The 13,090-nt window shown below is 62.5% G+C and carries 13 protein-coding genes; 6 read left to right on the top strand and 7 right to left on the bottom strand.

From position 1 onward, the window contains the following. The first annotated feature begins 64 nt into the window (after positions 1-64). Positions 65-886, top strand: a complete 822-nt coding sequence (locus tag AB3X89_RS01035; RefSeq protein ID WP_368581397.1) for an aldo/keto reductase — start codon at positions 65-67, stop codon at positions 884-886. A gap of 10 nt (positions 887-896) precedes the next feature. On the opposite strand, the gene AB3X89_RS01030 is transcribed toward AB3X89_RS01035, so the two are convergent. Further along, entirely contained in the window at positions 897-2,468 is a 1,572-nt protein-coding gene (locus tag AB3X89_RS01030) for an MFS transporter (RefSeq protein WP_368581396.1), read from the bottom strand. 159 nt (positions 2,469-2,627) lie between these two features. Here AB3X89_RS01030 and AB3X89_RS01025 point away from each other — a divergent pair, with 159 nt between their 5' ends. Further along, a complete protein-coding gene (locus AB3X89_RS01025; RefSeq protein ID WP_368581395.1) occupies positions 2,628-3,530 on the top strand; it encodes a LysR family transcriptional regulator in 903 nt (300 codons plus the stop codon). Between the two features lie 29 nt (positions 3,531-3,559). Here AB3X89_RS01025 and AB3X89_RS01020 read toward each other — a convergent pair whose 3' ends face one another. Both AB3X89_RS01020 and AB3X89_RS01015 read right to left on the bottom strand, forming a co-directional pair. Further along, on the bottom strand, positions 3,560-4,810 hold the full coding sequence (locus tag AB3X89_RS01020) for an alpha/beta fold hydrolase (RefSeq protein ID WP_368581681.1): 1,251 nt from the start codon (positions 4,808-4,810) through the stop codon (positions 3,560-3,562). An 80-nt stretch (positions 4,811-4,890) separates the two neighbouring features. Then, positions 4,891-5,115, bottom strand: a complete 225-nt coding sequence (locus tag AB3X89_RS01015; protein ID WP_368581394.1) for a hypothetical protein — start codon at positions 5,113-5,115, stop codon at positions 4,891-4,893. A gap of 113 nt (positions 5,116-5,228) precedes the next feature. Between AB3X89_RS01015 and AB3X89_RS01010 the strand changes: the two genes are divergently transcribed. Together AB3X89_RS01010 and AB3X89_RS01005 are read left to right on the top strand one after the other, a co-directional pair. After that, positions 5,229-6,620 carry an FAD-dependent oxidoreductase gene (locus tag AB3X89_RS01010; RefSeq protein WP_368581393.1) on the top strand — a complete coding sequence of 464 codons (1,392 nt, stop codon included), beginning with the start codon at positions 5,229-5,231 and terminating at the stop codon, positions 6,618-6,620. A 113-nt stretch (positions 6,621-6,733) separates the two neighbouring features. Continuing rightward, on the top strand, positions 6,734-7,030 hold the full coding sequence (locus tag AB3X89_RS01005) for a hypothetical protein (protein WP_368581392.1): 297 nt from the start codon (positions 6,734-6,736) through the stop codon (positions 7,028-7,030). 38 nt (positions 7,031-7,068) lie between these two features. On the opposite strand, the gene AB3X89_RS01000 is transcribed toward AB3X89_RS01005, so the two are convergent. The 3 genes from AB3X89_RS01000 to AB3X89_RS00990 all read right to left on the bottom strand — a co-directional run bounded on the left by AB3X89_RS01000 (position 7,069) and on the right by AB3X89_RS00990 (position 9,023). Continuing rightward, on the bottom strand, positions 7,069-7,737 hold the full coding sequence (locus AB3X89_RS01000) for a LuxR C-terminal-related transcriptional regulator (RefSeq protein WP_368581391.1): 669 nt from the start codon (positions 7,735-7,737) through the stop codon (positions 7,069-7,071). Between the two features lie 18 nt (positions 7,738-7,755). Next, entirely contained in the window at positions 7,756-8,661 is a 906-nt protein-coding gene (locus tag AB3X89_RS00995; RefSeq protein WP_368581680.1) for a S1C family serine protease, read from the bottom strand. A 152-nt stretch (positions 8,662-8,813) separates the two neighbouring features. Continuing rightward, the gene (locus AB3X89_RS00990; protein WP_368581390.1) at positions 8,814-9,023 is read right to left on the bottom strand and encodes a hypothetical protein; all 210 of its coding nucleotides are present in this window, start codon (positions 9,021-9,023) and stop codon (positions 8,814-8,816) included. 163 nt (positions 9,024-9,186) lie between these two features. Between AB3X89_RS00990 and AB3X89_RS00985 the strand changes: the two genes are divergently transcribed. Together AB3X89_RS00985 and AB3X89_RS00980 are read left to right on the top strand one after the other, a co-directional pair. Next, positions 9,187-9,609 carry an ACT domain-containing protein gene (locus AB3X89_RS00985; protein WP_368581389.1) on the top strand — a complete coding sequence of 141 codons (423 nt, stop codon included), beginning with the start codon at positions 9,187-9,189 and terminating at the stop codon, positions 9,607-9,609. Positions 9,610-9,770: 161 nt separating this feature from the next. Next, positions 9,771-10,148: a hypothetical protein gene (locus tag AB3X89_RS00980; protein ID WP_368581388.1), complete on the top strand. Its 378-nt coding sequence runs from the start codon at positions 9,771-9,773 to the stop codon at positions 10,146-10,148. Between the two features lie 15 nt (positions 10,149-10,163). On the opposite strand, the gene AB3X89_RS00975 is transcribed toward AB3X89_RS00980, so the two are convergent. After that, complete coding sequence (locus AB3X89_RS00975) at positions 10,164-12,944, bottom strand: UPF0182 family protein (RefSeq protein WP_368581387.1); 2,781 nt, start codon at positions 12,942-12,944, stop codon at positions 10,164-10,166. Between the last annotated feature and the right edge of the window lie 146 nt (positions 12,945-13,090).

Below are 13,090 nucleotides of genomic sequence, written 5' to 3'. Positions count from 1 at the left end.
ACCATACTTTATTCATCAATTGGCGCGTGAGACATTGGACGCCTCACCCACACGGAGGAACAGCATGGAAACGATCAAACGCGCAGAGCTCGCAATACCACGCCTGGGCTTCGGCACGTTCCGCATGCCCGGCAACGACTGTCAGCCGGTCGTAGAAAGCGCGCTGGAAGTTGGCTATCGGCATATCGATACCGCCGAGATGTACCAGAACGAGGAATCAGTGGGCGCCGCCATCGCCGGCTCGGGGATCGCGCGGGACGAGCTATTCGTGACGACCAAGGTATGGCACGAGAACCTCGAACCCGATGCCCTGCGCCGCGCATTTGCCAGCAGTCTCGAGAAGCTGCGACTTGATTTCGTCGACCTCTACATGATCCATTGGCCGTCCCGCGACATGAATCTTGCGGCTGCTTTGGAGACGCTCATGGAACTCAAGGAGGCGGGGCTTACCCGCGGCATTGGCGTGTGCAACTTCAATATGCCGCTGATCAAAGCGGCCGTTGAGGACATTGGCGCGCCGATCGCCTGTCATCAACTCGAATATCACCCGTTCCTGGATCAGTCCGCGATGCTCGCCTATCTGCGTTCGAAAAACATCCCGTTGGTGGCGTATGCGCCGCTCGCACAGGGACGTGCGGCAAGCGATACGACTTTGGCGCGGATCGGCAGCAAGCACGGTGCGACTGCCGCACAGATTGCCATTGCCTGGCTGCTCGATCAGGACGGCGTTATTGCGATCCCCAAGGCACAGCGGCGCGAAAGCCAGCAAGCCAATCTCAATGCGCTAGCGGTTCGACTCGACGACGATGACCGCAAAGCAATCGCAGCGCTTCGCAAGGACCAGCGTTACGTCACTCCCCCCTTCGCTCCCCAGTGGGACGCGTGATTCAGCAGGCTTAGGTGCTCGGGCGACGGGCACACTCATCCAGTGCAGAGTTCGGACGATGCGCTTGCGTGCCCAGTCCGAACGCGACGACGCTGAGCAGCGCCAAAGCCCATACACAGATCACGGCGTACAGCATCACGAGACCAAAGCCGTGGACGAGCGCCGCATGAGCGATCACGCCATGCGGATCGGCGCTTGCGAGTTTCGCGCTGTCCTGCGTGAGATCCGCAAAATTGCCTGCGGCCACCTTTTGCGCGAGAAAACGCAGCGACGATGCTTCGGAAAAGCCGGCAAGCGCGCGAGAAAGATAAGAAAGCACGCCTTCGAAGAGTATGTAACCCATCAGCGCGATATTGATGGCCAGGCTGATCAGTCTCGCGCTCATATCGATACCCGAGGCCATGCCTGCGCGGTTCGGCGAGACCGAGCCGGTCGCGGTATTGGTGACCGGCGTGTTGGTCATCCCCAGCCCGGTTCCGCACAACAGACATCCCGGCAGCATCGTGAGCCAACTCGCCTGCTCCACGCCAGCGCCGAACCTCATCACGATGAAGCCGAGACCGATAATGAACAGTCCGAGCGGAATGACCCTGCGCGCATCGAAGCGCAGCGCAAGCCGCTCGGCAAATGGCGGCACGATCAGTGTCGGTAGCGTATAGGCGAGCAGCGACAGTCCGGACTTCACGTTCGAGTAGCCGAGCGCGCCCTGAAAATAGATCGGCAGGTAGATCATGAACGGCCAGTAGCTGAAGTTCATGCCCATCGATCCGCATATCGCACCTGAAAACCGGCGGGTCCGGAACACGAAAAAATCGAACATCGGCCGACGACTACGCTTCTCGACGACGATGAACGCGATAAAACTCAACCCCGTCGCCGCGACGATGCCTCGCGCGACGAGGCTGTCCAGGCCGAGATCCGGTCCTTGCGTAATGAAATAAACGAGGCCGAAACATGACGCGGAAAGCGTGAGGATGCCGGCAAGGTCCAGGTGTTGCGCATGTGGGTCACGGGACTCCTGCACACCCGCGTAGACGAGACCTAGTGCCACGATCGAGATCAACGCGTGGACGAGGAACACCCACTGCCAGTTGGCGACTGCGACGATCATGCCGCCGATGATCGGACCGAACCCAAGGCCGATGCCGAAGATGATTCCCCAAGCGCCAAACGCTTTGCTGCGCTCGCGCCCCTCCTGGAACTGATGCGACAGCACCGCCACCTGGCAGATCAGCATCGCTCCGCCGCCCATCCCTTGAAAAAAACGGCTGACGATCAGGACCGGCGCACTCTGTGCGAGCCCGCAGATGAGCGAGGTGATCCCGAACATCACGATGCTGACCACATAGACGCGTTTGCGTCCGAAACGATCTGCCAGCGCGCCCGTGCCCATAAGCACGGTGGTACACGCGAGCGTGTAGGCGTTCATGATCCATTGAATCTCCTTGAAATTTGCGTGCAGCACGCTTTCAAGGGTGGAAAGCACCGTCGGCACACTGGAAATTTCGAGGCCGAACATCAGCGAGGTCAGGCATACCGCGGCGAGCGCCACGGCATTTTTCGGAGGGGTGGCGAGTGTCATGAGATATCGCAAGGAAAAGGTGCGTTTGCGCGTACGGGTCGGCGTACACAGAGGGAGCTAATCGATCAGCAGCATCACGTCCGATGTACTATAACGGGAACAAACGTCCCTATTGAGGCAGTTTTTTCCCACAACTTATTCCCACAAGGACCCAATTCGATGGATCAACTCGATGGCGTAGCGGTCTTTGTCAAGGTGATCGAAGCCGGCAGCTTTACGGTTGCGGCCGAACGCATGCACCTGACGCGGTCGGCCATCGGCAAAGTAATTGCGAAGCTCGAGGCGCGCCTCGGCGTACGTCTGCTCCAGCGCACGACGCGTAGCCAGACACTGACGGAGGCGGGGCGCAGCTACTACGATCGATGCGTCCGGGCGCTTGCCGAGCTGGACGCCGCCGAAGCCGAACTGGAGACCGGATACAGCGAGCCACGCGGGCGCCTGCGGGTCAGCGCGCCCCTCGCATTCGGCCACCATTGCGTCGCTCCGGTGTTGTTCGGACTGGCACGCAAGCACCCCACACTACAGATCGACATCTCGTTTACAGACCGGGCAGTCGATCTCGTCGAGGAAAACATCGATCTTGCGGTGCGCATCGGCGATTTGCGCGACAGCACGAGCCTCGCCGCACGGCATCTCGGCGTTCAGGAAACGAGCATCGGAGCGGCCCCGGCGTATCTTGCGCGGCATGGGACGCCCGTCGATATCGACGATTTCGCGAAACATGCGGGCATCGCCTACTCGCGCGCCGGTGTGATGTCGCCGTGGCGCGTACTCGACACGGACGGGATTGAACGTGAATTGCTGATCAAGCCGCAACTGAGCCTGGACGATATCCAGGCGATTGCCGGAGCAGGCGTCGCCGGTCTGGGGCTCGTGCAGTTGCCATGCTGGTTGCTGACACGATATGTGATGACGGGCGAACTCGTCGCGGTGAGGGAGCGTTGCGGCGTGCGACCACAGGACATCCACGCGGTGTGGCCGAACACGCGATATCTTCCGTCGAAGACTCGTTGCGCCATCGATGCACTGGTTGCGGAGATCCCACCAATGATTCTCCGTTGAGGTGCGTCAAGGATCCAGAACCGATTCAGTCATGCAGCCAGACTGCCAACGAATTGTCTGATGCTGGTCAGCACGGCTCCCTGGTCGCCAGCGAAAACCCAGTGATCCGCGCCGTCGAGTTCGACGTATCGTGCGTGCGCGATGTGGCTGGCAAGATGCCGCCCAGCGCCGATCCGAACGGCGTGGTCGTCGTGACGGTGCAGCACCAGAGTCGGAGCCGCAATCCGGCCCAGCAGAACCCGCACATCCATATCGCGCAACGCCTCGAGCACGCCCTTGAGCGCTCCCGGGCTCGACGCGGCCCGCAGCAAACCTGCCCACCACGCTCGCGCCTGGGGGTCACGAGACAGGCTCGGCGCGAACGTTTCGATGCCCGCGGGCCCGCCCCACGCCGCGACGAGTTGCTGGAGCCACGCGTCGTACTGGCTAGCCCGCAGCGCGTGCGGATAGTCGGGTGCCGCGCTTCCCTTCGCCAGCGAGCCAAACAGAACGAGACCGATGACTCGATCGGGATGATCGGCGGCAAATTTGATGCACGCCGGGCCACCCTCGGACGCACCGAACAACACCACCCGGCGGCTTCCGGCGGCGTCGAGCACCGTGCCGATGTCCTGCGCGGTTGCGTCGACGCCGGGGTTGAAGCCGACACGATCGGAAAGCCCGATACCGCGACGATCGAGCAGGATGAGCCGGCCCATCTCAGCGAGAGAGGACAGGAACGCCCGGCACCGTGGCTCCTCCCAGATCCGTTCGACGTGGGACACGAAACCAGGCAGCAGCAACACATCGATGCGGCCGGCGCCGTAGGTCTGGAACGCGAGATGGACGCCGCCGCCGAGGACATAACGGGTCGGCGGCGGCGCCTCGATCGGCAATGCGGTGACGGCGTTCAGCAGCGCACGGGTCTCGGTTTCGGGCGCCACATCGAGCGTGTCGCGAAGGCGCTGGGTCAGCGCATCGAAGTGGCGCTCGGCCGTAGCCCGATCACCGGCGAGCAGCAGATTGCGAATCAGATGCCGCGCGTACGCTTCGCTGAGCGGGTCCAGCGCAACGAGACGGCCCGCGTGCGCTGCCGCAGCCGCGTAGTCGCCTGCCGCATGCCTGTCTTGCACCACCCGCTCAAGCGCGTTGATCGCCCTGCCCCGCAAGGCCTCACGGCGAAAGAAAGCCCACTCGTCGAACTGCGGGCAATCGCCGGGTGAAAAACCTTCGAGAAAGTCGCCCGAATATTGACGGCATGCCCGCTCGAACTCTCCTACATCGCAGGCTTGCTCGAACAGTTGCGAATCGATATGCAGGTCGATCGCCGATGACCATCGAAGCGTCGACCGGTCGGTGGTGAGGACGTCGCCGCCCAGCGTCAGCTGAGGCGGTACATCAGGCGCCGCAGCCGCACCCGTACGACATCTTCGCTGCTATCCGGCCACAACATGGTCGCGACGACGTCGCGTCCGACCGGCCCCTTCGCTTCGGCCAGATAGATCAGCAGGGCCAGGCCTTTGCGCAATCCTATCGGACACGGCTGGTCGTCCCGACGAATCTCCGGAAAACCAAGCGTCCGCACGTTGAACAGAGCCATCGTCATGCAAGCCTCCATGACGGCGTCGAGGGGACGCTCAGGGGACGCGTCGATCCTACCATGCACGCCAGACGATCATCGCTGCACTCATTGCGGCGGATCGCACCGGAGGATTTGCCATGAAGAACCTGGGTAAGCATGCGATCGTGATAGGCGCCGGAATGGGTGGGCTGCTGGCCGCGCGCGCGCTGTCGGATTTCTATTCCACCGTGACCGTGCTCGAACGCGATGCGTTTCCGGCAGAGGACAGCTGGCGCAAAGGCGTTCCGCAGGGCCGTCACACACATGGGCTGCTTGCCCGCGGCAGCGAGGTGCTCGAGGAGTTCTTTCCCGGATACAACAACGAGGTCGTCACGCAAAGCGGCGGGTTGCTCGGCGATGTCGTGAACGACCTGCTCTGGATCGGCCGCAACGTCACGCTTGCCAATGGCAACAGCGATTTGACCGGCCTTCTCGCGAGCCGTCCGGTGCTCGAAGGCCATCTGCGACGGCGGCTTCTGGCACTGCCGAATGTGCGCGCCATCGAGAACTGCGCGGTGCGAGGGCTCGCCAGCGACTCCGCCCGCGAGCGCGTGACGGGTGTGCGCATACGCGCCGAAGGCAAGCCCGAAGAGACCCTCGACGCGGATCTCGTCGTCGATGCGAGTGGGCGCGGTTCGTCCAGCGCGACGTGGCTCGCAGTGCTCGGCTACCCGGCTCCCGTCAGCGAGAAGGTCGAGGTCGGCATCGGCTACACGACCCGCACCTATCGACGTCGGCCGACCGATCTCGACGGCAAGCTCGGCATCATCGTCGCCGGTAGTGCGCCGAACTGGCGAAACGGCGTGATCCTCGCACAGGAGAACGACAGTTGGATCGTTAGTACCGGCGGCTTTCTCGGCGACGAGGCGCCCGATAACGATGAGGGCTTTCTCGCGTATCTGGCGACGCTGCCGACCATGGAAATTCATGACATCGTCGCCGCAGCCCAGCCGTTGAGCGGCTACAGGCGCTACCGCTACGTCCACAGCTTGCGACGTCGCTACGAGAAGCTTGCACGCTTTCCCGGCAACTACCTGGTGTTCGGTGACGCAATCTGCAGCTTCAACCCGGTCTACGGACAGGGCATGACGGTCGCGGCGCAGGAGGCGCTGACGCTGCAACGGTGCCTGCTGCGCGCAGGCGCGCACGATCTTGCGCGGCGATTCTTCGCGGAGGCCGCGAAAATCGTCGACATTGCATGGGATATCGCGGTCGGCAACGACCTTCGCAATCCGCTCATCGAGGGCCGGCGGCCGCCGATGCTACGTTTCATCAACCGGTATATCGGCTGGCTTCACGTTGCCGCGACCCGCGACAGCGCATTGGCAACCGCGTTTCTGAAGGTCGTCAACCTGATGGTTCCACCGCCGTCGCTGCTGAGGCCAGCCATTGCCTGGCGCGTCTGGCGAGGCAACCGAAGCTCTGCGTCACCGCTTTCTCGCTCGCAATCGAGCGAGCCGCCCGCTAACGAGCGAATTGAACTAACGTAGATCAGGCAAGCCCAGCCATACCTGCATGCGCGAGTCCGCGCGCGTGCAGTTCCTGCCAAGACGGCCCCTTCCGTCGAAGCTTCCATTGATGATTGCGTCGAAAGGAGTACGACATGATCGGTGTATTCGTTACGTTTCGCTACGGCGACAATTTCGATGAACGAGCTGTGCGGACGATTGCCGAGACCGCACGTGGGAGGTTCGAGGGAATGCCGGGGCTACGTTCAAAGGCTTTCACGCTCAATTCCGCAAAGCGTGAAGCCACGAACTTCTACGTTTGGGACTCGGAGGACGCAGCCAAAGCGTTCTTCACCGATGAGCTCCGCGATCGGGTAACCGGTCTTTACGGTGTACGCCCCGACGTCGAATTCGTGCAGATTGCCGCGCTCGTGGAAAACGCTCGAACATGACGTCGTGCAGCGTCGCGGGTAGACCAACACGAGATTGTCTACACCATGATGAATCCGTGCCGCATGCCGAGCATCACCGCCTCGGTGCGGTTGGTCGCACCGAGTTTGCCGAAGATGGACGACAGGTGGAATTTCACCGTGTTATCCGAGATGTCGAGTTGCCGCGCGATCTCCTTGTTGCCGAGTCCGTCGGCGAGCATCGCCAGCACTTCGATCTCTCGTAACGTCAACGCTTCGAACGTGTCGCCGGGTGCCTTCTGGCGCGACGGTCTCGTTTCGGCGAGCAGCCTTGCGAGGATGTCGGGCGTCAGCACGCAAAGGCCCGCGGCGACGGCTTCGATGGACGCGACGATTTCGGCTGGCATCGCGTTGCGCGGCAGGATGGCCACCGCGTCGGCGAGCAGCGCATCGAGCATCCAGTCGCTGTCCGGGTCGTCGCTCAACAGCACGAGCGACGGCGACGCGTGCGAGAGTTCGAGCAGAGTCTTGAGCGCGTCGCTTGCCTCCGGCGCGATGTCGGTGACGATCACATCCGGCACCGAACCGGCGAGGCAATCGACGAGCTTTTCGGCGTCGGCTGCGCTACCCAGGAACTTGAGTGCCGGGTTCGCCTCGACAAGCGCTTGCAGGCTCGCGCGCTCTTGCCACGATGCCGCAATCACGGCGACCCGCAAAGGCGCTGTCTGTCCTGTCTGTCCATCCGACATTTCGTCCCTTCCCGGACCTCATCTGCACGAATTCCGTTGGGGCCGTTCGCCCACCGTGACCGAACACGCGTGGCGTTCGCCACCTCGAATCAAGGCGATCTGCAACTGCTGCCCAACGCTTGCCGAACCCAGCGCGGCACTGACGTCGTCCATGTCGCGGCAAGCCTTGCCGTCCAGTTCGATCAGTACATCGCCTATCAGCACGCCCGCCTGCTCCGCAGGGCCGCCCGGCGCAAGCGAGTTGATCAACAGGCCACTGCCGAACGACAGGTTCATTTCCTTGACCCAGGCGTCCGGCAGGCCGACCCGCTGCGTGCCGACACCAAGGTAGCCCCGCGACACGCGCCCTTTCGCCAGCAGTTCATCGGCGACGCGCTCCACGGTCGTCCCCGGAATCACGATGCCGGCGCCGCGCATCAGCGCCGACGTGCAGATGCCGACGACCTGCCCGCGCATATCCGCGAGGGCCGCCCCGGAGAAACCAGGGCGCAGGCCGCCGTCCAGTCGCACGAACGCATCGAGTTGTCCGCCTCTCCACGTGCGCCAGGCTCCCCCTACGCCGCCGATCACGCCAAAATCAGCGCTAACGCCGGAATCGTCCGCACGGGCGACGGCGAGCGCAAGATGACCCGGCTTCAGTGAGTGGGCATCGCCAGAATCGATCGGGTCGAGATCGACGCCGTCCAGTTTCAGCACGCCGACGTCGGAGCCCGGGTCCAGGCCCGCGAGGACCGCGGCGACCGTGCGGCCGTCGGCCAATGTGACTTCGATTCCTTCCTCACGCCTGATCGTGTGTGCGGCCGTCACGACGACGCCACGTCGCCAGATTACGCCGCTCGACGGCATGCGATGCCGGCCGTGTACCGCCACGACACTCCGCCCTACACGCGCGACGATGTCCGCCAGATTGTCCGAGAGATCCATCAAAGGATTGCCGCTCGAGGATGTGGTTTCCATTTCAAGCCCCCTGCCCATTGCGTGATGACGACGGATTCACAATGACAGAACCACGGGGGGCGCACACCACCCGAATGGGTAGCCGGGTAGATGCAGTTCGGACCTATTTCAACCCGCGCCTAGCGTCGCCCGCTACGGCCCCATACATAGCGCACCCATCGCTGCCAGCGGCTTTGCGGAGGAGCGGGCGCGTGGCGTGCAGTCTGCGCTTCGCGGTCGCGCTGGGCGGACTTCCGCACCTGTTCGTGGATCTGCCTCAAGCTCATGCCGCCTGGGCCTTTCAGTTCGTCGGGATTGGTAGCGGGATCGTCATCGGGATCGTCTGTCATCAGAGTCGCCTGTTGGTGAAGAGGCGACTTGATCTTGATACAGATGCCCAGCAGCAGCAAGTTGGACGCGGATCGCCGACCGGTGCGCCGTCCAACGGGCCTTGCCCGCCTGCCGTTCGTGAAGTAGATTTTTCTAATGAGGTTCGAGCCGGGAGGGACGGCCATGGAACTGAGTGTGGAACATGTCGAGGTTTGGGCAGCTACCATCGACGACAAACCGGGAGGTCTTGCGAAAGTCTTAAGCGTCTTGCGGGATGCTGGTGCCGACTTGCAGTTCATCGTGGCGCGTCGCACGCCAGAGGCATCGGGTAAGGGAGTCGTGTTCGTCGCTCCGCTACAGGGAGACAGTGTGACCCGCGCCGCCACCCAGGCGGGGTTCAGCGTCACGCCGAGCCTTCACTCCATCCGTGTAATGGGTCTGGACCAGTTGGGCATCATCGCGCAATTGAGCCAGATGCTGGCGGATGGCGGGATCAATCTCCGCGGCGTGTCGGCCGCTGTACTTGGCACGCAGTTCATCGCTTATCTCGCGCTCGACTCGCTGGACGACGCCGAAAAGGCGATTGACCTTCTACAAAGGGCCTGAAGTCCCCTTACCGGACTGCGGACCGGCTTGGCTCTTGCTGGCAGCGAATCGCGATGCCGGTAGCGAGGTCGGCAGGGATGAAGACACCGACGACCACAAGGCGGGTGCTTTGGGCGCTCTCGCTTTGCATTGTTGCGACTTGCATCGCAATTGGCGGGGTATTGCTGTTCGAGCTGTTGGCGGTCGGCCGTGCCGTCAGCGATTTCCGCCGGGACGCGGATCTAGCGCAGGTGGGCATCGCACGTGGCGAGCCGGCTACGCTCGAGGAGCGCATCAACCCGCCCTATCTGAAGCGGTACGGCCTGGACCGCAACCTGTATAAGGACATTCACGGAAACTTTTCGCCGACCGGCGCCGACTGGCGGCAATGGGGGCTGCGAACCAAGGTCGCGGCCACCGTGATGTGGCTGGGTCACGATCCACCGGGAACGTGGTGGACCTACGTTCAGATCAGGTGCGTTGATCGGTTTCCGGAAGCTCACACCGACAGCGAGCCGATCGTCGATGTTGCCGACGCTTGCCTCGGCGAGCCGCATTGATCGACGCACAGGCATTCAACGACCTGTTCCCTGTCCCGCTGGTGATTTTTGATCATCGGAACGGCCAGCACCGAGCGCCTCGAGCAACGGCCGCAGCGCATTCAGTTCCGCGCCGAAGCCGCTCCAGTCTTCCGCCTTCAATCGCTCGATGGCGCGGTCATAGTGAGCAAGTGCCTCTCGCGCGCGAGCATCCACCGTGCCCCGGGACGGCGATGACGCTCGCGCGGTCTGCTGGAATAGCGCCGCCAGCGCTTGATCCAGCGTGTCCTCCATCACCACACGCTCGCCATAGGCGGCAATCACTCTCTTCATCTCCGGCAACTGACCGGACGCCGCGCGCAAATAGAGCGGAGAAACGTAGAGGATCGAGTTCTCGATCGGCACGACTACAAGATGACCGCGAATGACGCGTGAGCCCATCTGGTTCCACAGCGAGATCTGCTGCGAGATCTCGGTATTCTGCTGAATGCGCGCTTCGATCTGAAACGGCCCGTAGACCAGCTTGTCCTTCGGAAAGGTATACACGATGAGCTTGCCGTACCCGGGCTGATCGCAGCGCGCCGCGAGCCACGCAATCATGTTCTCCCGCTGGCTCGGCACCATCGGCAGCATCAGAATGAACTCGGCGCGCGGATCGCCGGGGAGTCGCATGATCGTGTAATACGGCGGCATGGTACTGGCGGAGCTTCCGCCATCCATGCCGACCAGTTCCTGAGGAAACTGCCACAGGTCCTCGCGGTTGTAGAACACTTCCGGCGCATCCATGTGATACGCGCGGTAGAGCTGCGCCTGGATCAGGAACAGATCTTCGGGGTAGCGGATATGCTGCCGTTGACCCGCTGGCATCGCGTCCAAAGGCTTGAACATACCGGGGAAGATGCGCTCGTATGTGCGCAAGAGCGGGTCGGCGGGATCGCTGGCGTAGAAATCGACCGTGCCGTCATACGCATCGACCACGACCTTGACCGCGTTTCGAATGTAATTGGCGTTGTCGCCGAAACCGGGCCGGGAGTACGGAAACCACCGGCTGACGGTGTAGGCGTCCTGGATCCAGAACAGCCGCCCATCGCTCGCGACGACATAGGGGTCATGGTCCAGAGTCAGGAACGGCGCGATCGTCCGCACGCGGTCCTGAATGTTGCGGTGAAGCAGGATCCGGCTCTGGTCAGTGATATAGCCGCTCAGCAAAATGTTCGGATCGTCGAGCTGCCAGGCGAAGAGACTGCGGCGCCCCACACCGCCGAGCGTGACGCCGTCGCGCCCGCTATACCTCGTGTATGCATTCGTCGGCCTGCGCGGATAGTCGAACTCAGCTACGTTGCCGTTTACGATCACATAGTCCTGGCGGCCTTCACTGAAATACAGACGTGGTTCGCGAATGGCCGGGCCGCCGCTGGAGACGGGCGGAATATCGTGCAGATAGAAAGACGGTAAGCCTTCAGTGGACTTCTCGGTGACTGGCGACATCACGACGCCGATGCCGTGAGTAAAGATAAGGTGCAGGTTCACCCAGGTTTGGGCGTTGGATGGAAGCATCGCCGGGTCGAGTTCGCGCGCCGACAGCACCACCTGTCTGTATCCGCTATCGAGCTGATAGCGGTCGATGTCCACCGAAAGAAACTTGTAGTAAGTCCTGATCTCCTGCAACTGTGCGTAAGTGTCCATCAGCGGTGGCACATCCCATAGCCGGATGTTGTCGATGGTCGCCCGATTGGCCTGCAGCGAGTCGAGCGTCAATCCCTGCTCGGCCTCGAACGGTTTGACCTCGATGTTTGCGAGGCCGTATGCCTGTCGCGTTAGCGCGATCGTATGCTCGATATAGGGTGTTTCCAGTTTCAGCTCGCTCGGCTTGACATAGAAGCGCTGAAACAGCGATGGGTAGATCTCGGCGAACACGATCGAACTGCCGAATACGAGCAGGGCGAGAACGACGGGCTGCAGATGGCTGCGCAGCCGCATGTTGATCCACAGGGCAACGGACGAGGCGGCTCCAAGGCCGATAAGCATCCACAGGACCGGCAACTCGACGTGGACATCGGTATAGCTCGCGCCGACCACGACGCCGTTGTCGCCATAGAGCAGCAGAAAGCGGTCGAGCCACCACGACCATGCCTTCACCGCGAAGAACAACCCGAGCAGTGCGGAGCCATGAGTGATAGCGGCGGCCGACAGCGTGCGTGGTGGCCGCTCCAGCGCAATGTCGCCGCGCAACGCGAAGACCGCTCCTGCCACGGCCGCGCTCCAGAACACTATCTGCAGCAGCCAGTTCTTCAGAGCGACATACGCGGGGAGCGAGAAAAGATAAAAGCCGATGTCCCTGTCGAAGATCGGATCGCGCGCGCCAACAGGCACCTGATAAATGAAGCGAAGCGCGATGTCCCAGCTCGAAGCTTCGCTAGCGGCGACAACCAGCCCCAGGACGATCGCGGCGCAGGCAATACTGGCGCGCCAGGGAACGTGCGGCGCGATCAGTTCCGACAGTTCGACCGCAACCTCGCTCGCATGCGACGGATCGGCCGCTTGCGCTCGCAAGACATCGACGCGCCTCGCGTAACGATGCGCCAACATCCCCGACAGCCAGATCGCGCACGCCGAGACTACGAACACAGCCGCAAACAGCAGCACCCGCGCGGAAAGGAGGGTCCAGAAAACGCCACCATAGCCGACCGAGGAGAACCACAGCCAGTCGACGAGGACGCCGGTGATGCGGCCGACGACGATCAGCGCAACGACCACGGCCGCCACCGCGATTGCATAACGTCTCAGACGCACGCCGGACTTCACTTCCGACCGCATAGTCCCTCCTGTGCTGGCCGTCGCCGATGCCGTGCCGCGGTTGTGATCCTGGTTCGGATGGGCCGGGTCAGACAGCTTGAATTATTGTAGGAGCCATAGTCAGAATACTAGTGACCCTACTTTCTACATGCTATCGAGTCCGCCGG

The sequence above is a fragment of the Paraburkholderia sp. BR14320 genome (genome assembly GCF_040948665.1).
GTDB classification, from domain to species: Bacteria; Pseudomonadota; Gammaproteobacteria; order Burkholderiales; family Burkholderiaceae; genus Paraburkholderia; species Paraburkholderia youngii.
This window is presented reverse-complemented; position numbering and strand designations above follow the sequence as displayed.